The organism is Dactylosporangium sp. NPDC050688 (assembly GCF_040654515.1).
Classification (GTDB): Bacteria; Actinomycetota; Actinomycetes; order Mycobacteriales; family Micromonosporaceae; genus Dactylosporangium.
The window spans coordinates 32,912-58,115 of record NZ_JBFAIC010000020.1 but is presented as its reverse complement, the minus strand read 5'-3'; the positions used below and the strand labels follow the sequence as shown (position 1 = coordinate 58,115).

Annotated in this window: 19 protein-coding genes and 1 pseudogene; 13 read left to right on the top strand and 7 right to left on the bottom strand. The window is 73.7% G+C overall.

From position 1 onward, the window contains the following. Positions 1-117: 117 nt before the first annotated feature. From AB0H83_RS20785 to AB0H83_RS20775, 3 genes are all read left to right on the top strand, one after another. A complete protein-coding gene (locus AB0H83_RS20785) occupies positions 118-711 on the top strand; it encodes a DUF4240 domain-containing protein (RefSeq protein ID WP_360096114.1) in 594 nt (197 codons plus the stop codon). A gap of 373 nt (positions 712-1,084) precedes the next feature. Continuing rightward, positions 1,085-1,837: an NAD(P)H-binding protein gene (locus AB0H83_RS20780; RefSeq protein WP_360096111.1), complete on the top strand. Its 753-nt coding sequence runs from the start codon at positions 1,085-1,087 to the stop codon at positions 1,835-1,837. 64 nt (positions 1,838-1,901) lie between these two features. After that, entirely contained in the window at positions 1,902-3,095 is a 1,194-nt protein-coding gene (locus AB0H83_RS20775) for a cytochrome P450 (RefSeq protein WP_360096108.1), read from the top strand. A gap of 160 nt (positions 3,096-3,255) precedes the next feature. Here AB0H83_RS20775 and AB0H83_RS20770 read toward each other — a convergent pair whose 3' ends face one another. Further along, entirely contained in the window at positions 3,256-4,695 is a 1,440-nt protein-coding gene (locus tag AB0H83_RS20770) for a glycosyl hydrolase family 18 protein (RefSeq protein ID WP_360096105.1), read from the bottom strand. Positions 4,696-4,864: 169 nt separating this feature from the next. Next, on the bottom strand, positions 4,865-5,698 hold the full coding sequence (locus AB0H83_RS20765) for a helix-turn-helix transcriptional regulator (RefSeq protein WP_360096102.1): 834 nt from the start codon (positions 5,696-5,698) through the stop codon (positions 4,865-4,867). Positions 5,699-5,800: 102 nt separating this feature from the next. Here AB0H83_RS20765 and AB0H83_RS20760 point away from each other — a divergent pair, with 102 nt between their 5' ends. The 3 genes and pseudogenes from AB0H83_RS20760 to AB0H83_RS20750 all read left to right on the top strand — a co-directional run. After that, positions 5,801-6,760: an aldo/keto reductase gene (locus AB0H83_RS20760; protein ID WP_360096099.1), complete on the top strand. Its 960-nt coding sequence runs from the start codon at positions 5,801-5,803 to the stop codon at positions 6,758-6,760. 87 nt (positions 6,761-6,847) lie between these two features. Then, a complete protein-coding gene (locus AB0H83_RS20755) occupies positions 6,848-9,025 on the top strand; it encodes a methyl-accepting chemotaxis protein (RefSeq protein ID WP_360096096.1) in 2,178 nt (725 codons plus the stop codon). Positions 9,026-9,131: 106 nt separating this feature from the next. Further along, a pseudogene (locus AB0H83_RS20750) lies at positions 9,132-9,203 on the top strand (hypothetical protein); the annotation flags it as partial. 1,023 nt (positions 9,204-10,226) lie between these two features. On the opposite strand, the gene AB0H83_RS20745 reads toward AB0H83_RS20750, so the two are convergent. Further along, positions 10,227-10,694 (bottom strand): GNAT family N-acetyltransferase, encoded by a 468-nt coding sequence (locus AB0H83_RS20745; protein ID WP_360096093.1) that lies wholly within the window; start codon positions 10,692-10,694, stop codon positions 10,227-10,229. Next, positions 10,691-11,548 carry an alpha/beta fold hydrolase gene (locus AB0H83_RS20740; protein ID WP_360096090.1) on the bottom strand — a complete coding sequence of 286 codons (858 nt, stop codon included), beginning with the start codon at positions 11,546-11,548 and terminating at the stop codon, positions 10,691-10,693. Before AB0H83_RS20740 ends, AB0H83_RS20745 begins: the two co-directional genes overlap by 4 nt. A gap of 135 nt (positions 11,549-11,683) precedes the next feature. Between AB0H83_RS20740 and AB0H83_RS20735 the strand changes: the two genes are divergently transcribed. From AB0H83_RS20735 to AB0H83_RS20720, 4 genes are read left to right on the top strand one after another with little or no spacing between them, the layout of a single operon-like run. Beyond that, complete coding sequence (locus AB0H83_RS20735) at positions 11,684-12,256, top strand: PadR family transcriptional regulator (protein ID WP_360096087.1); 573 nt, start codon at positions 11,684-11,686, stop codon at positions 12,254-12,256. Next, entirely contained in the window at positions 12,253-12,972 is a 720-nt protein-coding gene (locus AB0H83_RS20730) for an ABC transporter ATP-binding protein (RefSeq protein ID WP_360096084.1), read from the top strand. The genes AB0H83_RS20735 and AB0H83_RS20730 overlap by 4 nt, the downstream gene beginning before the upstream one ends. A gap of 31 nt (positions 12,973-13,003) precedes the next feature. Next, positions 13,004-15,676 (top strand): FtsX-like permease family protein, encoded by a 2,673-nt coding sequence (locus AB0H83_RS20725; protein ID WP_360096081.1) that lies wholly within the window; start codon positions 13,004-13,006, stop codon positions 15,674-15,676. Between the two features lie 58 nt (positions 15,677-15,734). Then, a complete protein-coding gene (locus AB0H83_RS20720; RefSeq protein WP_360096078.1) occupies positions 15,735-15,878 on the top strand; it encodes a hypothetical protein in 144 nt (47 codons plus the stop codon). A gap of 57 nt (positions 15,879-15,935) precedes the next feature. Here the strand turns inward: AB0H83_RS20720 and fusA are convergent, their stop codons facing one another. The 3 genes from fusA to asnB all read right to left on the bottom strand — a co-directional run bounded on the left by fusA (position 15,936) and on the right by asnB (position 21,377). Then, positions 15,936-17,933 carry an elongation factor G gene (gene fusA / locus AB0H83_RS20715; protein ID WP_360096075.1) on the bottom strand — a complete coding sequence of 666 codons (1,998 nt, stop codon included), beginning with the start codon at positions 17,931-17,933 and terminating at the stop codon, positions 15,936-15,938. Positions 17,934-18,136: 203 nt separating this feature from the next. Beyond that, positions 18,137-19,417 carry an MFS transporter gene (locus AB0H83_RS20710; protein ID WP_360096072.1) on the bottom strand — a complete coding sequence of 427 codons (1,281 nt, stop codon included), beginning with the start codon at positions 19,415-19,417 and terminating at the stop codon, positions 18,137-18,139. Positions 19,418-19,520: 103 nt separating this feature from the next. Continuing rightward, the gene (gene asnB / locus AB0H83_RS20705; protein WP_360096069.1) at positions 19,521-21,377 is read right to left on the bottom strand and encodes an asparagine synthase (glutamine-hydrolyzing); all 1,857 of its coding nucleotides are present in this window, start codon (positions 21,375-21,377) and stop codon (positions 19,521-19,523) included. 104 nt (positions 21,378-21,481) lie between these two features. Here asnB and AB0H83_RS20700 point away from each other — a divergent pair, with 104 nt between their 5' ends. The 3 genes from AB0H83_RS20700 to AB0H83_RS20690 all read left to right on the top strand — a co-directional run. Then, complete coding sequence (locus AB0H83_RS20700; protein ID WP_360096066.1) at positions 21,482-22,183, top strand: response regulator transcription factor; 702 nt, start codon at positions 21,482-21,484, stop codon at positions 22,181-22,183. Between the two features lie 43 nt (positions 22,184-22,226). Continuing rightward, positions 22,227-23,879 (top strand): ATP-binding protein, encoded by a 1,653-nt coding sequence (locus AB0H83_RS20695; protein WP_360096063.1) that lies wholly within the window; start codon positions 22,227-22,229, stop codon positions 23,877-23,879. A gap of 101 nt (positions 23,880-23,980) precedes the next feature. Next, positions 23,981-25,204, top strand: a 1,224-nt coding sequence (locus AB0H83_RS20690) for a hypothetical protein (protein ID WP_360096060.1), incomplete at its 3' end; no start/stop codon positions are given.

The window sequence follows — 25,204 nt, the reverse complement described above, 5'->3', positions numbered from 1 at the left end:
GGGACGGGGATGAGTCGCAGCGACTGGCTTCGAGCCGATCGGTCACGGCACCCAGCGCCCAGCCGGCCCGCAGTGCCGACGTGACCGCCCGCGTCAGGCCTCCGCGATACTTCGCGTATGGACGTAGCCGGCTTCTGGGCGATCGTGGAGGGTTCCGCGCAGGCCAACGCCGACCTGTTCGAGCGGGCTGACTGGATCGCTGAGACTCTCACCAGCATTTCGGATGACGATCTGGTCGACTTCCAGGACCACCTGGACGACCAGACAGGCCGGGTGAGTCACTGGCTGGTGTGGCATGCAGCTGTACTGATCATGGGCGGATGCAGCGATGACAGCTTCAGCCGGTTCCGTGCGTGGCTGGTCGGCCTTGGCCGGGACGCGGTCGACGCCGTCGCCGAGGATCCCGACAGGCTCGCTGACCGGCCCGAGGTGCGGCGGCTTGCGGGCCGGCACTGGCGCACCTGGGCAGAAGAGGAGTACCCAGAATGGGAGGAGTTGGAGTTCGTGGCCGTCCACGAGTACGAACGCCGCTTCGGTGAGGACTCCTTGATCTACGACGCTCAGACCTCTCGCACCCAGGGCGGTGGCCCGGTGCCGCAGCGGGCACAGGAGACGCGGTGGGATCTTCACGACCCCGCCGAGTCGAGTCGCCGGCTGCCGCGACTCGCCGCGATGTTCCCGCAGACCGACCCTGTCCAGGCCCACCGGTAGCGAGCGCCCGCACCGGCGAAGACGAACATCTGCGGCGACCGGATCGCGGAACTGCCGATGTGCGTGCACGCCGTCCGGCCCGCGGATACAACCCGGCGGATTCCTGTTTGCCGGCGCACAGCGATCCACCGCGTTGTGCTCCCCGTCGCGCATGCCGCGATCCGCAACCACGTCCAGACCTCCCGAACCGGCGAACAAACGGTCCCGGCGCTCGCCTGATGGGACCCGGGCTCGCGCCGCAGGAGCCTCCTCAGCACCCAGACCGGCGCGGGACAGGTTTTGCCGCTGCTTGGCGAGGTAGCTACCGGGGACGTCGTCGTGTGCGGCGCGGCGGACGCAGGGGCGTTTTGTGCGAGTCAACCAGGGAGTGTGCATGAAGATCGTCGTCATCGGTGGCAGCGGCCTCATCGGCGGCAAGCTGGTCCAGTTGTTGCGGGCCGCCGGGCACGACGTCGTGCCCGCGTCGCCGGCGACCGGGGTCAACGCCGTCACCGGCGAAGGGCTTGCCGAGGCTCTGGCCGGTGCGCAGGTCGTCGTCGACGTGGCGAACTCGCCGTCGTTCGAGGACGCTGCGGTGCTGGAGTTCTTCCGGGCCTCGGCCGGCAACCTCGTCGCGGCCGCCCGCGACGCCGGGGTGGCGCACCTCGTCGCCCTGTCCGTGGTCGGCGCCGACCGGCTGCCTGACAGCGGCTACCTGCGGGCGAAGGTCGCCCAGGAGGCCACGCTCGCCAACGGTGGCGTGCCGTTCACGATCGTGCGGGCGACCCAGTTCTACGAGTTCTCCCACGCCATCGCGCAGGCGGGCGTCGACGACGGCACGGTGCGGATGCCACCGGCGCTGTTCCAGCCGGTCGCCGCGGACGACGTCGCCGCCACCCTCGCCGACGTCGCGCAGGCGGCCCCGGTCAACCGCATCGTCGAGCTCGCCGGCCCCGACCCCGTCCGCATGGACGAGCACATCCGCCGGTTCCTGGCCGCGCACGAGGGCACCGAGCCGATCCAGGACGTGACGACCGACCCGCACGCCCGGTACTTCGGCGCCGAGCTCGACGACACCTCGCTGACCCCGGGCCCGGACGCCCGCATCGGGGCCGTCCACTTCGTCGACTGGCTCGCCAAGCACTGACCCGCAGAAATCACGTTCGGTGACCGGGACCCCGAAACGCGTGATGATTGGTTACGGTGAATAGGTGACTACTGCGCCGAGTACGCAACTGTTCACGCAGGACTTCTGGGACGACCCGCACCCGGTCTACGCCGCCATGCGTGAGCAGGCGCCGGTGCACCGGCTGCAGCTGCCGACCGGCATGGAGATGTGGCTGGTCACCCGGTATGTCGACGCCAGGACTGCGCTCGGCGACCCGCGGCTGTCCAAGCGGATCGGCGCGACCCAGAACGCCGCGGCCCTCGACCCGCAGATCAGCGGGCCGCTGACCAGGCACCTGCTGGCCAACGACCCGCCGGACCACACGCGGCTGCGACGGCTGGTGGCCAAGGCGTTCACGGCGCGCCGGGTGGAGCAGCTGCGCAGCCGGGTGGAGCAGCTCAGCGCCGTGCTGGTCGCCGCCATGCGGGCCGGTGACCGGGCCGACGTCATCGACGACTACGCGGTGCAGCTGCCGATCCAGGTCATCTGCGAGCTGCTCGGCATCCCGCAGGAGGACCAGGCCGAGTTCCGGCGCTGGACCGGGGTGCTGGTCGCCGGGTCGGTCGACCGTTCCGGGGTACCGGCCGCCGCCGCCGCTTTCCTCGCGTACCTGCGCGACCTCATCGCCGCGAAACGCGCCGAGCCCGCCGACGACCTGCTCAGCGCGCTCATCGCGAGCACCGACGAGGGCGACCGCCTGGACGAGGACGAGCTCACGTCGATGGTGTTCCTGCTGCTCATCGCCGGGCACGAGACCACCGTCAACCTCATCGGCAACGGCATGTGGACGCTGCTGACCCGGCCCGAGGAGCATCGGCGCCTGCTGCAGGACCCGTCGCTGATCCCGAGCGCCGTCGAGGAGTTCCTGCGCCTGGAGTCCCCCGTGGAGACCGCGACGTTCCGGGTCGCGATGGAGCCCGTCACGTACGGTGGCGTCACCATCCCGGCGGGTGGGGTCGTGGCCATCTCGCTGCTCAGCGCGGACCGTGACCCGGCGCGCTTCCCGAACCCGGCCGAGGTCGACCTGGGCCGCCCCGAGAACCAGCACCTGGCGTTCGGGCACGGCATCCACTACTGCCTGGGCGCTCCCCTGGCCCGGCTGGAGGCGCAGATCGCGTTCCGTGACCTGCTGGCCGCGTTCCCCGGCATGCGCCTGGCGGTGCCCGCGTGCGAACTGATCTGGCGCCCCGGCGTGCTCATCCACGGCACCACCACCCTGCCGGTCCACCTGCACTGACCGGACACGCCCGGCCACCCAGGACCGGACACGGCCCGGCCACCCAGGACCGGACACGGCCCGGCCACCCAGGACCGGACACGGCCCGGCCACCCAGGACCGGACACGCCGAGCCGCCCCTGCCCTTGCACAGACAGAGGCGGCCCGGTACCAGCGATGCCTACGGAAGGACCCAGCGCTGGTTCGCGCCGGCGAAGCAGTCCCAGATCTGCAGGCGGGTGCCGTCGGTGGACACGTTGCCGGTCACGTCGAGGCACTTGTTCGAGGCGGGGTTGCGCAGGGTGCCGTCGGACTGGGCCTGCCAGACCTGGGCGCCCGTGCCGTTGCAGTCCCAGAGCTGGATCTTCGTGCCGTTGGCGGTGCCGGCGCTGGTGACGTCCATGCACTTGCCGAGGGCGCGCAGGGTGCTGTCGGACGCGACGGTCCAGTTCTGGGCGTTGGTGCCGTTGCAGGTGTACAGCTGCACCGCGGTGCCGTTGGCGGAGGACGCCGCGGCCACGTCGACGCACTTGCCGGCCAGGCCGGTGATGCGGCCGGTGCGGCCGGCCGGGCCGGTGGTCGGGTTGCTGGTCGGCTGGGTGCCGCCGGTGGCCGTGGTGTAGATGGCGCTGACCAGCGAGGTGCTGGTGTTCGTGTCCTGGGACAGCTCCCAGTTCATGATGCCGCCGGCGTTGGCCATGGCCCACGTGGTCTTGCGCTTGATCGTCGGGATGCCGTTGTAGCACTCCTGCACGCCGTTGATGGTGGTGCAGTCGCGGTTGGCGTTGGCCGGGTCACGGTTCACGAGGTCGCTGTACGTGTAGTACCCGGGCCGGGAGTAGAACGGCACGCCGAGGACGGCCTTGTTCGCCGGCAGGCCGCGGCCCTTCCAGAAGTTGACGGCCGCGATGGACCAGTCGTAGTTCGCGTGCGGGCTGCCGCCGTCGTACGCCATGATGTTGAGCCAGTCGACGTAGCCGAACACGGCCGGCTGGACGCCGTTGGCGGTGCCGCCCTCGGAGACGACGGCGGCGGTGAGCAGCTTGCCGCGGCTGTGCATGGCGGTGCTCAGCTGCGACATGAGCGCGGTGTAGTTGTTGCCGGACGTGCCCGGGTCCGGGTACTCCCAGTCGATGTCCACACCGTCGAGGTTGTACTGGTTGACCAGGTTGACGATGTTGTTGACGAACGCGGTCCGGGCGGTCGCGTTGCCGGCGAGGCCTTCGAAGCCGGAGTCGTTGCCGTCGTTCCAGCCGCCGACGGCGATGGAGACCTTGACGCCGGCCGCGTGACCCTGCGACACGATCGACTGCAGCTTCGACGGGTTGTCGAGGCCCTGCAGGCTGCCGTTGCTGTTGGGCAGCACGAACGCGTAGTTGATGTGGGTCAGCTTGCTGTACTGGATGCTGTTGGCGCTGCCGGCCCACGACGGCATGTAGCCGACGCTGCGGAAACCGTTGGGCAGGACCGCCGCGTCGGCCGCGGGCTGGCTGGCCAGGGCGACGATGCCGCCGACGGCGGCGGTGGCGAGGGCGACGGCGCCGGCGGCGAAGGCCGAGCGCCGGGCCCGATGGCGTCCGGGACGGGCGGTCCCGGGCTCCGAGGTGGGTGAGGAGGACAAGAGGGTGCTCCTTCGGATGGCCGGCCGGCGGCGGACGGGCAGGGTGGGGTGCCCGGAAACCAAACGACGAAGCGGCGCCACCGGCACGATGACAGGTGGCTGAAACGATAGGAAAGTTAACTATCGGATGTCAATGCAAGTCGTGAAGAAAGTCCGTACCAGCGGGTATTCATGCACTAAAATGCTGTAGGCCGACCACTGAGAGCAACGCCAGCTTCTCCGCCGCGTCGGTGCCCGGCTGCGGCGTCAGGACCAGCAGCTTCTGCCCGAGGTCCGGCGTCACCAGGGTCTCGCAGTCGACGTGGACCACACCGACCTGCCGGTTGACGATGCGTTTGCGGTCGGAGCGGCGCACCGCCACCTCGTGCTCGCCCCACAGCGCCGCGAACTGCGGGCTGACGGCGAGCAGCCGGCGCACGAGACCGTCGACGTCCGCGTCGCCGTGCCGCCGCGCCGCGGTCGCCCGCAGGTCCGCCACCGACACCCGGCCGTGATGCTCGGCGTCCTCGGCGGGGTACACCGCGCGCCACGCCGCATCGGTGAACCACCGCCACACGTGGTACCGCTCGTCGCCGCGGAACCCGGTCTGGTCGCCGAGCAGCAGCATCGCCATCCGGTTCTGCGCCAGGGTCTCGCCCAGGTCGGACACGACCGTGGCAGGGGTGTCGCCGAGCAGGTCGAGCATCCGCAGCAGCCCCGCCCGCGCGTGCGTGCCGGAGGCCCTCGGCGGGGTGACGCCGGCCAGGTGGAACAGGTGGTCGCGCTCGTCCTCGGTCAGCCGCAACGCCCTGGCCAGCGCCGACAGCAGCTGCGCCGACGGCTGCGCGCTGCGGCCCTGCTCCAGGCGCACCACGTAGTCGGTGGACATGCCCGCCAGCAGCGCGACCTCCTCCCGGCGCAGCCCGGCCGTGCGCCGGCGCGGCCCCTGCGCGAGCCCGACGTCGGCGGGGCGGATCGCCAGCCGACGGCGGCGCAGGAAGTCGGCGAGCTCGTCACGTTGCATGCCCCCATCGTCGCGTCCCGGGGCCCGGCGCAACCAGGGACCGGCGCTCCTACGAAGACCGCTCCGCTGTCACCGCCCCGCGGGCGGGGGCACCGTCGAGGCATGCAGAACACCATCATCGGCCTCGGCGCCATGGGCATGTCAGGCATGTACGGCCCGGCCGACCGCGCCGAGAGCATCGCCACCGTCCGCGCCGCGATCGACGCCGGCGTCACCCTCATCGACACCGGCGACTTCTACGGCATGGGCCACAACGAGCTGCTCATCCGCGACGCGCTGCGCCCCGGCGACCGCGACAAGGTCCGGCTGAGCGTGAAGTTCGGCGCGCTGCGCGGCCCCGACAACGCGTGGGGCGGCATGGACACCCGCCCCGCCGCCATCCGCAACTTCCTCGGCTACACCCTCGTCCGGCTGGGCGTCGACCACATCGACGTGTACCGGCCGGCCCGCCTGGACCCCGCGGTGCCGATCGAGGAGACCGTCGGCGCCCTGGCCGAGCTGGTGAAGGAGGGCTGGATCCGCGAGATCGGCCTGTCGGAGGTCGGCGCCGACGTCATCCGCCGCGCGCACGCCGTACACCCGATCGCCGACCTGCAGATCGAGTACTCGCTGCTGTCCCGCGGGGTCGAGGACGACATCCTGCCGACCCTGCGCGAGCTGGGCATCGGGATGACGGCGTACGGGGTGCTGTCCCGCGGACTGCTGTCCGGGCACTGGCGCGCCGACCGGGCGCTGGCGCCGGGCGACTTCCGGGCGCACGGGCCGCGCTTCTCCCCCGAGAACGTCCAGCACAACCTGGCACTGGTCGAGGCGCTGCGCGCGGTCGCCGAGCGCAAGGGCGTGACCGTCGCGCAGCTGGCGATCGGCTGGGTCGCCGCGCAGGGCACCGACATCGTGCCGCTGGTCGGCGCGCGGACCCGGGAGCGGCTCGCCGAGGCGCTCACCCCCGTCGCGCTGACCGCGCAGGACCTGGCCGCCGTCGAGGCGGCGGTGCCGGCCGACGCGGCCCACGGCTCGCGGTACCCGGAACCGATGATGGCCCACCTCGGCACCAGCCGCTGACGTTCCGACGGTGCGTGACTGACCGTTCGCACCGTGTACAGGCATTGATCGCTCCCTTACCGTTCGAGGCACCACGACGCCTCGACGGTGGGGAGCGAGCAGGACTTCCGCCGCACCGCGGAGCAGCTGCTGCGCGCCAACTGCCCCTTACCGCGCCCTGACCGCCCCCGGACCGCGCCCCGGATCCGTAAGGTCCGGACTCCCGGTGCCGAACTGGTCATCGTGGGCCCGAACGTACGCCGGATGTCCCGCCTGCTGCTGCCGGCCGCAGGCGGGCTCGCCGGACTCGCCGTCGCGTTCCTGGTGATGCAGCTGATCACCACCGGGGCGTTCGAGAAGCTGGAGGCCCGTCAGGTCGCCCAGGACGCCGGCCGGATCCAGATCGGCCTGAGCTCGCAGGCACAGCTGCTGACCGCCTTCGGCGCCACGAACGCGGTGTGGGACAACGCGTACCACGACGTCGGCACGGGCGACCGGGCCGGCTTCGCCGCGGACTTCCCGCCGGAGGCCCAGAGCTCCGCGAACGACATCGACGGCATGTTCGGCATCGGCGCCGACGGCACCCTGCGCGTCGGCGGGATGACAACCGGCGCGCCCACCCACGGCACCCCGCCGGAGCAACTGCGGGACCCGGCGGTGCTGCGGCAGCTGTTCGACCCGGCCGCCGCGCCCGGCGTGTCACGGTGCGGCATCGTGTCCGCCGACGCGCCGTACCTCTTCTGCGGCGTCGGCACGTTCCGAAGCAGCGGCGAGGGCGCCCCGTCCGGCGGGATGATCATGCTCAAACGCCTCGACGGCGCCCGGGTCGCGCGCCTCGGCCAGGCCCTGGACCTGCCGTTGCGGCTCACCCCGCGGGCGCGCACCGGCACCGACCCGCAGCCCCCGCTGCACAGCGAGCTCGGCGACCTGCGCATCGGCACCAAGGTCCTGGACGGCGACCACATCGCGGTCGAGGCCGTCATCGACACGGTCAACGGCGGCAGCGTCGTACTGGAGGTCGTCGCCACCCGCCCGATCCACGCCGCCGCCAGCGCGACCGCGGTCAAGCTGTTCGCCTTCGTCACGGTCGCGACGGTCCTGCTCGTCGTCGGCATCCTTTGGGGGGTACGGGCAGCGCTACGCCGGCGGGTCGGTCCCCTACGGCGCACCACCGAGCAGATCGTCGCGTCCGGCGACCACCGGCTACGGATCAACCCGTCGGGCACCGACGACATCGCCGTGCTGGGCCGGGCCATCGACGCCATGCTCGACGCGTTGCAGGAGCAGGAGCGCAGCCTGGCCGAGGAGCGCCTCACCAAGGAGTCGCAGCTCATGACGACGAACGTGCGCCAGCAGCTCGCCGAGCAGACCGTGCGCCGCCGCGCGGGCGAGGTCATCGACGAGACCAGCGCGTCGGCGCTCGCGGAGATGTGTACCGTCATGGCGGAGGCCGACGACGTCCTCGCCGCCGCGGACGCGATCGAGCAGCAGGCCGCCGCCGCGGACCGGGTCACCCGCACCGTCATGGACCGCGCCGCCGACGCCGGCTCCGTGATCAGCGCGGTCACCACCAGCCTCGGCCGCGTCGACGGCATCGCCAACCTCATCGCCGGCGTCGCCGGCCAGACGAACCTGCTCGCCCTCAACGCCACCATCGAGGCCGCGCGCGCCGGCGAGGCAGGCCGCGGCTTCAGCGTCGTCGCCGGCGAGGTGAAGAACCTGGCGACCAAGACGAAGGAGTCCACCGGCGAGATCACCAGCACCGTGGAGGCCCTCGGCACCGACGCCTCCGCCATGGCGGGTGTCATCACCGACATGAGCCAGGGCGTCAACGCCGTCGGCGACGTCACCGCCCAGCTCACCGCGGTCGCCGCCCGCCAGCGCGCCTCGGTCGAGCAGCTCGTCGGCGCGGTGCGCACCGCCATCACCCGCATCGAGAGCCTCGCCCAGGTCACCGACCGCCTGGAACGCCGCCGCCACAACCGCGCCGCCGTCGAGGGCACCGTCCTGCTCACCCAGGGCCCCGTCCGGGCCGAGGCCGACCTGCTCGACCTGAGCATCTCCGGCCTGCGGTGCGCCTCGAAGTCCGGCTGGCGCCCCGACCTCGAGACGGTCGTCGACCTCACCCTGCTCCTCGGCGACGAACGCCTCCAGCTCCAGGGCCGCGCGGTCCGCCACCTCGACACCGACACCGCCGGCGAGGTCGGCATCGAGTTCGTCAAGCCCTCCCCCGACACGGTCACCACCATCGACCGCTACATCACCACCCTCGTCGGCGACGAGTAACCGGTACCGGCGCTTTGATTTACGGTCTTCCGGCGGCGTTCTTGGTCCACGGTTTTCCACAGGCGCAGGCCGGGGGTGGCGCCGCGCCGGTGCGGGTCGCACGCTGGTGCCGGTGTTCGACGAACAGGCCGGAGTGGCCACCCGCGCCGGTGCCCTGGCCGCCGGCCTGACCGACGAGTCCATCCGCGCCCACCTGCGCGCCGGCCGCTGGCAGCGCGCCTATCACGGCGTGTACTGGACGTTTTCCGGCCCGCCGACCCGCCCGGCGGTGCTGTGGGCCGCGCTCACCGCCGCCGGCGAGGGCGCCGTCTTCAGCCACGAGACCGCGGCCTCGCTCCTCGGCCTGCTGGACGACCCCGGCCCCGTGATCCACATCAGCATCCCCACCCGCCGGAGGCCACTGCCGTTGCCGGGGATCCGCCTGTACCACCGCCGCAGCAACCTCCTGGTGGCCGCCGCCGCCCGCGTGCCGCCCCGCACCGGTGTGGAGGACACCGTGCTGGACCTGACCCAGCAGGCCACCGACGTCGACGCCGCACTCGGCTGGCTCACCCGTGCGTGTGCCCGCCGGCTGACCACCCCCGACCGGCTGCTCACCGCGATCCGCGCCCGCCGCCGCCTGCGCTGGCGCGAAGCCCTGGTCACGGCCGTCGCCGACGTCGCCGCGGGCTGCCACTCGCTGCTGGAGCTCCGCTACCTGCGCGACGTCGAACGCGGCCACGGCCTACCGGCACCCGCCCGCCAGCGCCGCCACCGGTCCGGCCGCTCAACGGTGTACCGCGACGTCGAGTACACCGCCTTCGGCCTCCTGATCGAGCTCGACGGCCGTGCCGCCCACCAAGACCCCCGCCACGACCGCCACCGCGACAACGCCGCCACCACTGCCGGCTGGGCGACGCTCCGCTTCGGCTGGGCCGACGTCGACCACCGCCCCTGCGACACCGCCCGCATCGTCGCCCAGTCGCTGCACGCCCGCGGCTGGCCCGGCACCCCGACCCCGTGCAGGCGCGGAGCGGAGCGCCGGCTGGTCAAAGTGGGCGCTGCGGGTCGGGGCGGGGATTACTCGGGGTCGGTGGGGATGGCGAGGATGGCGCCGCGGGTGGGGCGGCGGTCGATCTCCATGAAGCGGCCGGGGCCGGCGATGGGTTCGAAGGCGGAACGCCGACGCCGGCCGGTCAAAGTGGGCGCCGCGGAGCGGGGACTATTCGGGGTCGGTGGGGATGGCGAGGATGGCGCCGCGGGTGGGGCGGCGGTCGATCTCCATGAAGCGGCCGGGGCCGGCGATGGGTTCGAAGCCGGAGCGGCGGTACACCTCGTGGGCGTCGCGGGTGGCGAGGAGGAAGCGCTGCAGGCCGGCGGCGGACAGGTCGGCCACGATGGTGTCGACGAGCCACTGGCCGAGGCCGCGGCCGCGGTGGGGGGTGGTGACGAAGACGTCGCAGATCCAGGCGAAGGTGGCGCCGTCGGTGACGACCCGGGCGAAGGCCACCTGGGTGTCGCCGTGCCAGACGGTGTACGGCAGGGAGCCGGCAATCGAACGGGCCACGACGTCGTGCGCGCGGCCGGCGGCCCAGTAGGACTCCTCGGCGAGCCAGCGGTGCACCAGGTCGACGTCGACGCGGGCCGGGTCGGTGCTGAGGGCGTACCCGTCGCGGGAGCGGTCGCTCATCGGGCGCGCAGCCACTGCAGGGCGTCCGCGGCGTGGCGCATGACGGTGATGTGGCCTGCCGCGGGGACGACCCGCAGGGTCGCGGTGGGCAGCTGGGCGGCGAGGCGGGTGGCGTGCACGCTGGGCACCATGCGGTCGGCGGCGCCGTGCAGGAGCAGGACCGGGGCGGTCACGGCGGCGAGCGGGAAGCCCCACGGGCGCACGAACGCCAGGTCGTCGTCGATCAGCGGCGCGGGGCCGGACCGCTGGGCGGCGGCCACGATTTCGCCGAACCAGGACCAGTCGGTGGACAGGGCCTCCCAGTCGGCGGGGAGGAAGCCGATGTCGAGGTCGTCGTGCGGGGTCGCCTCGTGCCGCTCCTTGGCGGCGCGGCCGGCGATCGCGGCCCCGAGCGAGGCGACACCCCCATCGGCCATCCCGGCGAAGTAGCCGTCATCGGAAAGACCCGCCGTGGAAGGCGCCGCCGCCGGCGCGTACGGGCTCAGCGACGCCACGCTCACCGCGGCCGTGACCCGGTCGGGCAGCAGCGCCGCGCAGGCGAGGGCGTGCGGGCCGCCGCCCGAGTGGCCCATGACCGCGAACCGGTCCACGCCCAGCGCGTCGGCGACCGCGGCCGCGTCGGCGGCGGCCGAGGCGACGCTGCGGTCGGGGTGCGGGGTGGAGCCGCCGTAGCCGGGGCGGTCGTAGGAGATCCAGCGGATGCCGAGCGGCTCGGACGCGGCGAACAGCGGCGACGGCGGGGCGCCGGTGTTGGGCGTGCCGTGGTGCCAGAAAACCACGTGGTCGCCGCCGCGGGTGTCGTACGCGTGCAGCACCCGCCCGTCCCGCAACGGCACCTCGAACTCGCCCCCCATGCGGCGAGCCTATCGGTCCGTGCAAAGACCCACGCCTATCGGCCCGGGTAAAGGCCCACGCCGATCGGCCCGGATAGAACCCGCGCCGGGCAGGCGGCTTGCGGGACGCATACCGAGTATGCATACTCCGTATCCATGTCCATCAAGTACGGTCTGCTCGCGTTGCTGCAGCGCGGCACGATGTACGGCTACCAGCTGCGGACCTCGTTCGAGGAGTCCACCGGCGGGACGTGGCCGCTGAACATCGGGCAGGTGTACACGACCCTGTCGCGGCTCGAGCGCGACGACCTCGTCCGGTCGCTGCCGGAGCACGACGGGGGGCAGCGACCGTACGAGATCACCGACGCGGGCCGGGCCGAGCTCGCCGCCTGGTTCGCGACACCGATCGGCCGCGGTGACCGCCCCCGCGACGAGCTGGCGATCAAGCTGGCGCTCGCGCTGACGACCCCCGGCGTGGACGTGCCCCGCATCATCCAGGCGCAGCGCACCGCGACGGTGCGGATGCTGCAGGAGTACACGCGGATGAAGCAGCGCACCGACGGCCCCGCCGACCTGTCTTGGCGGCTCGTGCTCGAATCCATGATCTTCCAGGCGGAGGCCGAGGTGCGGTGGCTGGACCACTGCGAGGCGAGCCTGGCCCGGTACGCCCCGCTGCCGACCCCGGCCCCCTCGACAGCGCCGGACCTGGCCGAGGAGACGACGGCATGAGCGTGCTCGAGCTCCGGGACGTGCACCGCACCCATGGCGCAGGCGAGGCCACGGTACGGGCGTTGCGCGGCGTGTCGCTGACCGTCCGGCCAGGCGAGCTGGTCGCCGTCATGGGCCCGTCCGGATCCGGCAAGTCGACCCTGCTCAACCTCGCCGGCGGGCTGGACGCGCCGAGCGAGGGCGAGGTCGCCGTGGAGGGCACGGTCCTCGGCGGGCTCGGCCGCAAGGCCCTCGCCGCGCTGCGGCGGCGCCGGATCGGGTACGTGTTCCAGGATCTCAACCTGCTGCCGAGCCTCACCGCGGCGGAGAACATCGCCCTGCCGCTGGAGCTCGACGGCGTGGGCGTGCGCCGCGCCCGGCGGGCCGCGCTGGCCTCCCTCGCCGAGGTGGAGCTGGAGGGGTACGCCCACCGCTTCCCCGACGAGATGTCCGGCGGCCAGCAGCAGCGGGTCGCGATCGCCAGGGCGCTGGTCGGGCAGCGGCGGCTGATCCTCGCCGACGAGCCGACCGGCGCGCTGGACTCGCAGACCGGCGAGGCGGTCCTGCGACTGCTGCGCGGCAAGGTCGACGCGGGCGCGGCCGGGGTGCTCGTCACCCACGAGGCCCGGCACGCGGCGTGGGCCGACCGGGTGGTGTTCCTGCGCGACGGCGTCGTGGTCGACACCTCCGGGCCGCTCGAAGAGCCGGAGCACCTGCTCGACGGCGCCGCGTCATGAGCGCTCCGGAGCGCAGCGGAGGGGTGGCGACGTGAGGGGCTGGCTGGTCTCGCTGCGCATCGCCCGGCGGGAGGCGCGCCGGGCGAAGGGCCGCACCGCGCTCGTGCTGTCGCTGATCCTGCTGCCCGTGCTGGGATTGTCGTTCGCCGCGGTCACCTACGACATGTTCGCCCTCACCCCGGCCGAGGAGCTGGACCGCGAGCTGGGCCGGTTCGAGGCGTCCGTGCACTGGCCGTTCGGCGGGCCGGTCACCCAGGACGCCCAGGGGTACGGCGTGATGAACCCGGGCCGTGGCGAGCCGGCCACGCCGAGCGCCGAGGGCCTGCTCGCGCTGCTGCCCGCCGGCTCCCGCGTGGCGCTGCTCGACGAGCGGGAGGTCCGGCTGCGCGGCGGCACCGGCGAGCAGAAGCTGCGGGCGCACCAGTTCGACCTCGCCGACGCCGCCTACCGGGGCCGGGTGGCGTTGCTGCGCGGCACCGCACCGGCGTCCGGCGGCGAGGTCGCGCTGAACGCGGCCGCCATGGAGTTGCTCGGGGTGCTGCTCGGCGGCACCGTCCAGCTCCCGGAGCGGGGTGAGCTGCGCGTCGTGGCCGAGATGGAGCTGCCCGGAAGCCTGAAGCCGGCCGCGGTGCTGCGCCCCGGCACGCTGCCGGTCGGCCCGCCGGAGCGGTACACCAGCTGGCTGGTCGACGCGCCCGCCCCGATCACCTGGGACCAGGTGCGGGCGCTCAACCAGCACGGCGTCGTCGTGCGGTCCCGCGCCGTGGTGCTCGACCCGCCGCCGGACGCGCCGACCTGGCCGTCCGGCGACGGCGACGTGTTCGGGCTCGGCGTGCTCGTGTTCGGCCTCGGCGTGCTGGAGATCGTGTTGCTGGCGGGCCCGGCGTTCGCGGTCGGCGCCCGGCGGCGGCGCCGCGAGCTGGCCCTCGTCGCTGCCAACGGCGGCACCCCGGCGCAGCTGCGCCGTATCGTCCTGGCCGACGGGGTGCTGCTCGGCGTGGTCGCCGGGGTGGTCGGCACCGCCGTCGCGATCGCTGCCGCGTTCGCGCTGCGGGGCGTCTTCGAGGAGCACGTCGTGCGCGCCCGCGCCGGCGGGTACCGGGTCTTCCCTGAGGCGCTGCTCGGCATCGCCGGGCTGGCGTTCGTCGCCGGGGTCGGCGCGGCGCTGGTGCCGGCGTTCGCCGCGGCCCGCACCGACGTGGTCGCGGCCCTCGCCGGGCGGCGCAACCGGACCGGGCCCGGCCGCCGCTGGCTCGTCGCCGGGCTGGGCATGCTCGGCGCCGGCGCGGCCGGCGCGGGCTACGGCGTCGTGGCGATCGACTCGACCGTCGTCATGGCCGGCCTCGTGCTGGCCGAGCTGGGCCTGGTCGTGGTCACGCCGACGCTGGTCGGGCTGGTCGCCCGGCTCGGCCGCCGGCTGCCGCTCGCGCCCCGTATCGCGGTGCGGGACCTGGCCCGCAACCGGTCCTCGACCGCGCCGGCGATCTCCGCGGTGATGGCCGCGGTGCTCGGCGCCGTCACCATCGGCGTGTTCTTCGCCAGCGACGTGCAGCGGCAGCGGGACATGCAGGTCGCCGCACTGCCCGACGGGTACGCGGAGATCACCCGCGGCTGGGGCGACCGGGGTGAACGCGCCGACCCGCTGCCCACCGCGCGGCTGGTGCAGGCGGCGACCGCGACCCTGCCGGTGGCGAGGACCGTCGAGCTGCGCGGGGTGGCCTGCCCGCCTGGTGCGTCTGCGGACACCTCGTGCTGGCTGCTGCCCGTGCGGCCGGCACACCGGCGGTGCCCGTTCCGGCCCGGCGACGCCACGCCGGAGGAGCAGCGCAAGGCGGCCCGCGACCCGCGCTGCCGCGGCAACGGGTACGTGATGTACGGCGGCGGCAACGCCACCACCATCGTCGACGACGGCTCCACCGTCGGGGTCGTCTCCGCCGCACACGGCGAGGACCTCGCCCGCGCCGAGGCCACCCTGCGCGCCGGCGGCGTCGTCGTGGCCGACCCGTCGCTGGTCGACAACGGCACGGTCCTGCTGGCCGCGCCCTCACCCGGCGACCCCGAGGGGTACGGGCACACCGTGGCCGTCCCCGGCTACGTCACCACCACCGCCGTGTCGCGGGTGTTCGTCGCGATGTCGCCGCAGGCCGTCGCCAAGGCCGGCCTGGCCGTCGAGGTCAAGGGCATCGTGGTGGCCACCAGCCGGATGCCGACCCGGGCCGAGATGGGCGCGTTCAACGCCGCGACCGGGGCGCTCGGCAACTTCTACCACGGCTCGGTCGCGTGGCCGTACCGGCCGGACGCCACCGTCAACCTGGTGGTCCTGGGCATCGTCGCGGCGGTCATCGCGCTCGGCGCCGCCGGCATCTCGACCGGGCTCGCCGCCGTCGACAGCCGGCCGGACCTGGCGACCCTCGGCGCCGTCGGCGCGTCGCCCGGCGTGCGGCGGCGGCTGACGCTGAGCCAGGCGGGGGTGATCGCGGGGCTCGGCTCGCTGCTGGGCGCCGCGGCTGGGCTCGGCGCCGGGTGGGCGGTGCTCGCCGCGCTCAACCGCCAGGCGCTGAGCAGGTGGCCGGCCGACGCGACCTACCCGTGGGCGGTGCCGTGGCCCAACGTCGCTGTCGCGGTCCTCGTGGTGCCGGCCGTCGCGATGCTCGGCACCGCGATGTTCACCCGGGCCAGGCTGCCGATCGAGCGGCGAACCTGACCGCCCGGCCACCCACCGTCACGTTAGGATGTCCCGCAAGTCCGAATAGGGAGATCCCGTGAATTCCGACGAAGAGCCCGAAACGTCAGAACTGCACGACGAGGGCGGCGCCAGCACCACCGGCTCCGGCGCGCTGATCCTGTTCGGGGTGATCGGCGTGCTGGTGATCGTCGGCTTCCTGTACTCCGTGATGACGCGCTGACGCCGCGAATGACCCGGGCTGGGGCCCCACCGTCACAGGTGGGGCCCCAGCCGTCGTTCAGGACGTGCCGCCGGGAGCCGGCTGGTAGCCGGCGGGCCGGGTGGTGAACGTGCCCCGGCCCTGGGTGCGGCTGCGCAGCCGGGTCGCGTAACCGAACAGCTCCGCGAGCGGCACCGTCGCCGTCACCACCGCTGTGCCGGCGCGGGTCGTGGAGTCGGTGACCCGGCCGCGGCGGGCCGCGAGGTCGCCCAGGACCGCGCCGACGGTGTCGTCGGGGGCGGTCACGGTGACCTCCGCGACCGGCTCGAGCACCGCCATGGTGCTCTGCCGCAGCGCCTGCTGCAGGGCGAGCCGGCCGGCGGTGCGGAACGCCAGCTCGGAGGAGTCCTTCGAGTGGGTCTGGCCGTCCACGAGCGTCACGTGCACGCCCGTCACCGGGTGACCGCCGAGCGGGCCCTCCAGCAGCGCGTCGCGGCAGCCGGCCTCGACCGCCCTGACGTACTCCTTCGGCACCCGCCCGCCGACGACCGCCGAGTCGAACCCGAACGGCTCCTGCGACGGGGTGACGTCGATGAGCACGTGCGCGTACTGGCCCGCGCCGCCGTCCTGCTTGACGTGCCGGTACAGCAGGCCGCTGACGCCCGCCACGACGGTCTCGCGGTAGGAGACCTGGGGGCGGCCGACGTTGACGCTCAGCCCGCCGGTCTGGCGCAGCTTCTCCACGGCGACCTCCAGGTGCAGCTCACCCAGGCCGGACAGCACCGTCTGCCCGGTCTCGGCGTCGCTGCGCACGCGCAGTGACGGGTCCTCGTCGACGAGCCGGGCCAGCGCTGCGGCCAGCCGGTCGGTGTCCGTGGCGACCCGCGCCTCCACCGCCACCGAGACGACGGGCTCCGCGGTGGCGGCTGCCTCCAGTACCAGCGGCGCATCCGGAGCGCAGAGGGTGCTGCCGACGCGCGCGTGCTTGACGCCGACGACCGCGACGATGTCGCCCGCGCCGGCCTCGTCCAGCTCGGTGTGCCGGTCCGCCTGGACGTGCAGGATCCGGCTGATCCGCTCGGTGCGGCCGGTGCCGGTGTCGAGCACGGTGGCTCCCTTCGTGATCGTGCCGGAGTACACCCGCACATAGGTGAGCCGCCCGGTGGTGGCGGCGTGGACCTTGAACACCAGGCCCGCGAACGGCGCGTCCGGGGTCGCCGGGCGCTGCGGGTCGACGGGCGCGACGTCCAGCGGCGACGGCAGGTACGCCACGACCGCGTCCAGCAGCGGCTCGATGCCCCGGTTCTTGTACGCCGAACCGCACAGCACGACCACACCGGCGCCGGTGCCGGTGAGCTCGCGCAGCGCGTCGCGCAGCGTGGCGTCCTTGATCGCGTCGTCGGCGACGAACTCCTCCAGGGCACCGGCGTGCAGCTCGGCGACGGCCTCCTCCAGCAGGCGCCGGCGCCGGCCGGCCTCGGCCGGGTCGGGCACGGCGACCTCGGTCATCGCGCCGTCCACCCAGGTGAACGCGCGGCGCGTCACGAGGTCGACGACGCCGGTGAAGCCGTCCTCGGCGCCGATCGGCAGCTGCACGACCAGCGGCGTGACGTGCAGCCGCGTCCGGATCGAGCCGACCGCGGTGTCGAGGTCGGCACCGGCCCGGTCGAGCTTGTTCACGAACGCGATGCGCGGCACCCCGTGCAGGTCGGCCTGGCGCCACACCGACTCGCTCTGCGGCTCGACCCCGGCGACCCCGTCGAACACGGCGACGGCGCCGTCCAGGACGCGCAGCGACCGCTCCACCTCGGCGGAGAAGTCGACGTGCCCGGGCGTGTCGATGAGGTTGATCCGGTGGCCGTCCCAGGTGCAGCTGACGGCCGCGGCGAAGATCGTGATGCCCCGCTGGCGCTCCTGGGCGTCGAAGTCGGTGACGGTGGTGCCGTCGTGGACCTCACCCTGCTTGTACGTGGCGCCGGTGCGGAACAGGATCCGCTCGGTGATGGTCGTCTTGCCGGCGTCGACGTGGGCGAGGATGCCGATGTTGCGGGTCGCGGACAGGTGATGGGTGCGCACGGCTCTGCGGCCTTTCAGGATGATCTGAACAGGGCAGCGCGATTACCCCACGCCTTCCAGCGGCGCGGGGTCCGGCCGGTGCAGCCGCGCGGGCTTACACCAGCGGGCGGGAAGACACCAGGATCACCTCGTGCCGGGACTGGGGGACGACGACGCGGTAACGCATGGCGGTCTCCTCCCCCTTCCTCAGCACGGTACGGAGATCATACTGATGCCGCGCCACTCACCGGAACCGATTTACGGCCCCGCAGCGCATAGACGCCGGCGAGCACCGTGCCGACGCAGAGGCAGGCGGCGCTCAGCCCGAGCGACCGGTGCACACCGATCGCGGCGCCGAGCAGGCCGACGGTGAAGCCGCTGCCGGCCCGCAGCCCGTTGGCGCTGACCCCGTACACGCCGATCACCCGCCCCCGGTCGGCGGGCGGCGCCAGCAGCTGCACGACGGTCTGCCCGATCGACATGGACGCGAGGTTGGCCACGCCGCCGACGACCAGCAGCCCCACCGCGAGGGGGTAGCTGGTGGTGAACGCGAAGCACAGGCTGGTGACGCCGTACACGGCGGTGCTGATCACGGCGGCGAGCACGGTCGGTCTGATCCGCCCGGTCGCCTCCAGCAGGATGCCGCCGATGACCCCGCCGGCGCCGTTGGCGAACAGCAGCACCCCGTACGCGAGGCTGGCCCCGTCGATCCCCTCCCCCGTCGCCGTACTCCCGGCGCCGAGATCCTGCGCGAAGATCGGCATCGCGGACTGCATCGACGCCCCGACGAAGAACGACCCCAGCCCACCCAGGATGATCATGCTGACCAGGGTGTGGTTGCTCCCGACCGCCTTGAGCACCCGGACCGACTCCATGAGCCCGACCCTGGCCCGCGGCGCGCCGTGGTCGCGGGTGTGCCCGGTGAACTTCGTGCGGAACAGGAACAGCGTCAGCGGCAGGTAGAACAGCACGTTGACGAAGATCCCGGCGGTGGACCCGAGCCCGAGCAGCAGCGCCGAGCCGACGACCGGCCCGAACAGCACCCCGAGGCTGCGGAACGTGGCGTTGAGCCGCACCGCGCTGGGCAGCTCCTCGTCACCGACGAAGTCGTGCAGCAGCAGCTGCTCACCGGGCCCCCACAGCGCGCCGGAGACGCCGTGCAGGACCAGCAGGACGCACGCGTGCCAGACCTGCAGGGTGCCGGTGAGGAACAGCACGCCCCACGCGACCGACACCGCCATGAACAGCGCCTGTCCCGCCTGGATGACCCGCCGGCAGTCGAACCGGTCGGCGAGCGACCCGAAGTACACCGAGAACAGCAGGAACGGCACCCAGTGACTGATGACCTGGAACCCGGACAACGCCGGCGAATGGAACTTCTCCCACAGCACCCAGTACGTGATGACATGCTCGATGTTGTCGGCCATCATGGCCAGCGCCGCCCCGAACAGGTACGGCCGGCAGTCCTTGTTCCGCAGCGCCGCGAACCTGCGCGGCTTCTGCACGGCAGTGTGGGTCTCGGACCGGCAGGCTGCGCACATGACCTCCAGCCTCCACCCGCCGCCCTCTGGCCACCCCCGCCGTTCACCCCGAAGTGATCACCGCCACTCAGAGCCTGGCCGGCACCGGGGAGGGGCTGGTCTGCTGGGCGTACCAGATGCAGAACAACAGCACGGTCCAGATCTTTCGCGAATGGTCCGCGTCGCCGCGGCGGTGGGCGGCGAGGAGGCGCTGGACGTGCCCGAGGTCCAGCAGGTGGTCCACGCCCGCCTCGGCGATGACGTCGCCGGCCCAGGCGCCGATGTCGCCGCGCAACCAGACCCTGGTCGGGGTGGGGAAGCCGAGTTTGCGGCGGTCGACGACCGCGTCGGGCACGATGCCGCGCATCGCCTCGCGCAGCGCGTACTTCGTGGTGCGGGCCAGCTTCAGCGACGTCGGCAGGGACGCGGCGGCGGCGTAGACGGCCCGGTCCAGGAACGGCACCCGCAGCTCCAGCGAGTGTGCCATCGACATCCGGTCGGCCTTGGTGAGGATGTCGCCGGGCAACCAGGTGTGCAGGTCGACGTACTGCATGGTGGCGACGTCGTCGAGGTCCTGCGCCGCCTCGAACAGCGGCGCCGTCACCGCCGTGTGCGGCTGCGCCGGGCCGCGCATGAGCCGGGCCTTCTCGGCCGGGCCGAAGATGCGGGCGTTGCCGTAGTAGCGCTCCTCGATCGGGGTGGTCGCGCGGTCCAGGAAGCTCTTGCCGCGCACGCCCTCGGGCATGACCGCGGACACGGCCCGCAGCCCGCGGCGCAGCGAGGCGGGCAGCCTGCCCACGCCGGCGAGCGCGGCCGGTTCGCGGTAGATCTCGTAGCCGGCGAACAGCTCGTCGGCGCCCTCCCCGGACAGCACGACCGTGACGTCGCGGGCGGCGGTGCGGGCCAGGAACCACAGGGGCACGATCGCCGGGTCCGCGACGGGGTCGTCGAGGTGCCACACGATGCGCGGCAGCGCGGCGATCACGTCGTCGTCGTGGACGAGGGTCGCGGTCAGGTCCACCTCGAGGGCCGCCGCGGTCTGCGCCGCCGCCTCGATCTCGCTGTAGCGTTCGTCGTCGAAGCCCACGGTGTACGTGCGGATCCCCGGACGCCGTTCCCGGGCGAGCGCGACGACGGCCGTGGAGTCGATGCCGCTGGACAGGAACGCGCCGAGCGGCACCTCGGACTGCAGGTGGGCGTGCACGCTGTCGCGCAGCGCGTCGCGCACGGCGGCGATCGCGTCCTCGGCGGGGCGCGCCGAGGGGCGCAGCGTGTGCCGGAAGTACGCCTCCTCGCGCGGCGCGGACCCCGGCGTCCAGGTCAGCGTGTGCCCGGCGGCGAGCCGGCGCACCGACGGGTGCAGGGTCGCCGGCTCCGGCACGTACTGCAGCGTCAGGTAGTGCGACAGGGCCGCCGAGTCGACGCGGGTCACGCCCCCGGCGAACGGCAGCAGCGCCTTCTTCTCGCTGGCCAGGTAGAGCCCGCCCGGCGTCCGCAGGTGGTACAGCGGCTTGATGCCGAACGGGTCGCGCACCGCGTGGACGGCGCCGGTGGCGCGGTCGCGCACGACGAAGGCGAACATGCCCCGCAGCCGGTGCACGGCGCCCGGCCCCCAGTGGTGGAACGCGGCGGCGAGGACCTCTGCCTCGCCCTCGGTGGCGAACGACGCGCCGTGGTCGCGGATCAGCTCGGCGCGCAGCAGGCGGTAGTTGTACAGCTCGCCGTTGAACACCACGGTCCAGTCGCCCCATGCCACCGGCTGGTGGCTGTGCGCGACGTCGACGATGGCGAGGCGCTGGAAGCCGAACGCGACGCCGCCGTCGACGTGCAGGGTGGTCTCGTCGGGGCCGCGGTGGCGCAGCAGGTCCAGCGCGGTGGCGAGCTCGTCGGTCTCAGCGGTACCGATGATGCCGTCGTTGCTCACGAACACCAGGAATCCACACATGGCGCCGAAGGTAGGAAGCGCCCTGTTGGGAACCGATGAAGAACCGTCGGGCGCATCGGAACCCGGCTGAGGTTTCGCAGGTTCTTCACACTCGGCGCGCGACAATGGCCGCGATGAGCGCACGGATCCTGGTCGCCGACGACGACCCGAAGCAGGCCGAGCTGATCCGGCTGTACCTGGAACGCGACGGCCACAGCGTCCTGACCGTCCCCAACGGCCGGCTGGCGCTGGAGCAGTGCCGCTCGCGCCGGCCAGACCTGCTGGTGCTGGACGTGATGATGCCGCTCGTCGACGGCCTGGACGTGTGCCGGATCATCCGGGCCGAGTCGACAGTGGCGATCCTGCTGGTGACGGCCCGCTCCACCGAGGACGACCTGCTGCTGGGCCTGGACCTCGGCGCCGACGACTACATGACGAAGCCGGTCAGCCCGCGGGAGCTGGCCGCGCGGGTCCGGGCGCTGCTGCGCCGCTCCGGCATCGGCAGCCCCGGCCACCAGCAGGTGCTGCGGATCGGCGGCCTGGTGGTCGACGCCGGCCGCTTCGAGGTCCGCGTCGACGGCGCCGTCGTCGTGCTCACCGCGAAGGAGTTCGGCATCCTGGAACTGCTCGCCGGCGAGCCGGGCCGGGTCTTCACCCGCGGCGAGATCATCAACCGGGTGTTCGGCTTCGAACGCGACGTGTCCGAGCGCACCGTCGACGCGCACGTGGTCAACCTGCGCCGCAAGATCGAGGCCGACCCGACCGACCCGCGCTACGTCCAGACGGTGTACGGCCGCGGCTACCGGCTCAGCGAGGACCCCCAATGAGCGCCCGGAGCGCGGCGGACCGGAGCGCAGCGGAGGTGACGGCATGAGCTTCCGGGTGCGGGTGTTCGGGTTGGTGCTGCTGGTGGCGGTGACCGCGATCGGGGTCACCGCCTGGCTGAGCGTCCGCCTCACCGCGCGGCAGATCGCCGAGTCGCAGCAGACGGCGACCCGCAACGAGGCCACCACCGTCGAGACGTTCCGCGAGTACGCGCAGCGCCACGGCACCTGGGCCGGGATCGACAAGGTGGTCCAGCGGACCTCCGTAGCCAACCAGCAGCGGATCCGGCTGACGAACCTCTACGGCCAGGTGACCGCCGACACCGACCACATGGACGGGCGCACCGCCCGGCCGGTGGTCAGCCAGCCGGTGCTCATCGACCCGCGCCCGACGCTGACCTTCCCGCCCGGTGAGGCCGGCGAGCAGGCGTCGCCGGAGATCGAGGCCAAGGGCGGTTACCAGCTGGCGGCGGTGACGCTGCAGAACATCGTCGAGTTCCGCCAGACCGTGCTGTTCGCCCGCTGCCTCACCGGCCTGCGCCGGCCGCCGCCGGCGGTCACCGTCAACCCGTACGGCATCCCGGTCACCAACGGCACGGGCAACGACGACTCCGGCTGCCGCAAGCAGGTCAAGGAGAGCCTCGCCGTGGAGCAGGAGGGCGACGCGTCGTTCGTCGGCGGCTGCCGCGGCGACCGGCACCCGGCGGCGTGCCTGACGAAGGCGTTCGGCGAGCGGGTCTCGTCGTTCGCGCCGGAGCCGCTGCAGCTCTACCTGGGCGCCGTCGACCAGGGCGCGGCGAGCCTCATCGGCCGGCCCGGCCTCGCCGCCGGCGGCGGGGTCCTGCTGCTGGTCGTCCTGGGCACGGCCGTCATCGCCCGGCAGGTGAGCCGCCCGGTGCGCGACCTCACCGCCGCGTCCCGGCGCCTCGCCGACGGGCACCTCGACACCCGGGTGTCCGCCGCCGGCCGGGACGAGCTCGGGCAGCTGTCGGAGTCGTTCAACCGCATGGCCTCGGCGCTGCAGGCCGCGGAGCAGTCGCAGCGCCGCCTCGTCGCCAGCGTCGCGCACGAGCTGCGCACACCGCTGTCGAACCTGCTCGGGTACCTGGAGGCGCTGCAGGACGGCCTGGTCGAGCCGGACCGGGAGCTGTTCGGCTCGCTGCACGACGAGGCGATGCTGCAGCGGCGGATCCTCGACGACCTGCAGGACCTGACGCTCGCCGAGGCCGGGCACCTGACGTACCGCCGCAGCGACTTCGACCTGGCGGACCTCGTCGACACGGCCCGGGTCGCGCATCTGGCCGTCGCCGAGGCCGCCGGGGTGCGGCTGACCGCGGAGACCGCCGGGCCGCTGCCCGTGCACGCCGACCATGACCGGCTCCGGCAGGTGCTGGGCAACCTCATCGGCAACGCCGTCAGGTACACCGACCGCGGCGGGCAGGTGACCCTGCGGGCATTCCCGGACGGGGACTCGGTCGCCGTCGAGGTCCGTGACACCGGCTGCGGCATCGCCCCGGACGACCTGCCGTTCGTGTTCCAGCGGTTCTGGCGGGCCGACCCGGCCCGCGACCGCGCCACCGGCGGCAGCGGCCTGGGGCTGACCATCGCCCGGCAGATCGTGCGCGACCATGGCGGCGACCTGGTCGTGGAGAGCACCCTCGGCGAGGGCGCCACGTTCCGCTGCACGCTGCCTTGCTGAGGCTTTCCCCGGGGCCTTGTTGCGGGTGCGTCATGACGTGCGGCAGACACGACCCGGTCGGCCGACAACGACGCCCGCACGCCGGTGACATGATCGCCGGCGTGCTGGTCGACACGGTGTCCCGCTGGTCGGTCCTCGCGTTCGCGGCGGCGCACGTGCTGGGCCTGCTCACCCACCATCCGGTGCCGTGGTCGGCCACCCTGACCGCCGCGGCGCTGCTGGTGGTCGCCGCGGCCGCCACGGTACGCGCATCGACCGGCCCCCTGCGCCGCCTCTCCCTGCTGACGGGGCTGGCGGCCGTGACGGCGTTCGTGGCCGTGACCGAGTTCCGCGGCGGCGGGCTGGGCTGGCCGTTCTTCGTCACCGAGTCCCCCGCCGGCAGCACCACCTCCCGGCTCGAGGCGGCGCTGCTGACCGCTGCGGTCCTCGGCCTGTCGGCGGCCGCCCTGCTGGCCGGTCACGGCGCCGAGGCGCGCCTGTACGCGGCGCTGCAGGCGAGGCTGGCGTGGCTGCTGCCGACGGCGCGGGCGGGGCTGGTCCCCGGTCTGCGGTCAGAACGCGGCGACCGTCGCGCCGGGGTCCTCGACCTGCGCGGACCGGCGCCGTACACCGGGGCGGCGCCCGGCACCGGCCCGGGGCTGGGTCCGGGCGTGCTCGACCTGGGGCTGCTGGGTCCGCACCCGGTCGCGCCGGTCGCCGCGTCCCGCCCTCCCCGGGATCGGCAGTGGTGGCGGTCCAGGCTGGCGGGTGCCGGTACCGTGGCCGCCGCCGCACTGGTGACCGTGGTCGCGGCCGGGCCGATGTGGCATCCGGACCCCTACGGCCAGTTGCCCCTCACCGCCTCCCGGGACCTGGCCGGGCTGCTGCTGGCCACCGTGCCCGCACTGCTGGCCGCGGCGGCCGGCACCATGGCCGCGTGCCGGAGCCTGCGCCGGTCGGGGGCGTCGCGCCGGGGCACGGCCCTGGCCGCGGCGGTGCTCGTGGTGCTCGCGGTGCCGGTCGCCAGGGCGCGGGCCGGGGAGTACCGGTTCAGCCCCGAACCGCCGCCGGCGCAGGGCCTGTACATCACGACTCTCATCGGGATCAGCGATACGCCGCAGCGCCGCCCCGCGTGGCTGCCCCCGGCGCTCGTCCACCCGCCGGGGGTCGGCGCGGGGTCGCTGGACGACCTGCTGGAAGACCTGCTGGACGGCTCGGGGGGCGGTACCTGGGACGGCTCGGCGGAAGCGACGCGGGACGGGGCGCGGGACGGGGCGCGGGACGGGGCGCGGGACGGGGCGCGGGACGGGGCGCGGGACGGGGCGCGGGACGGGGCGCGGGACGGG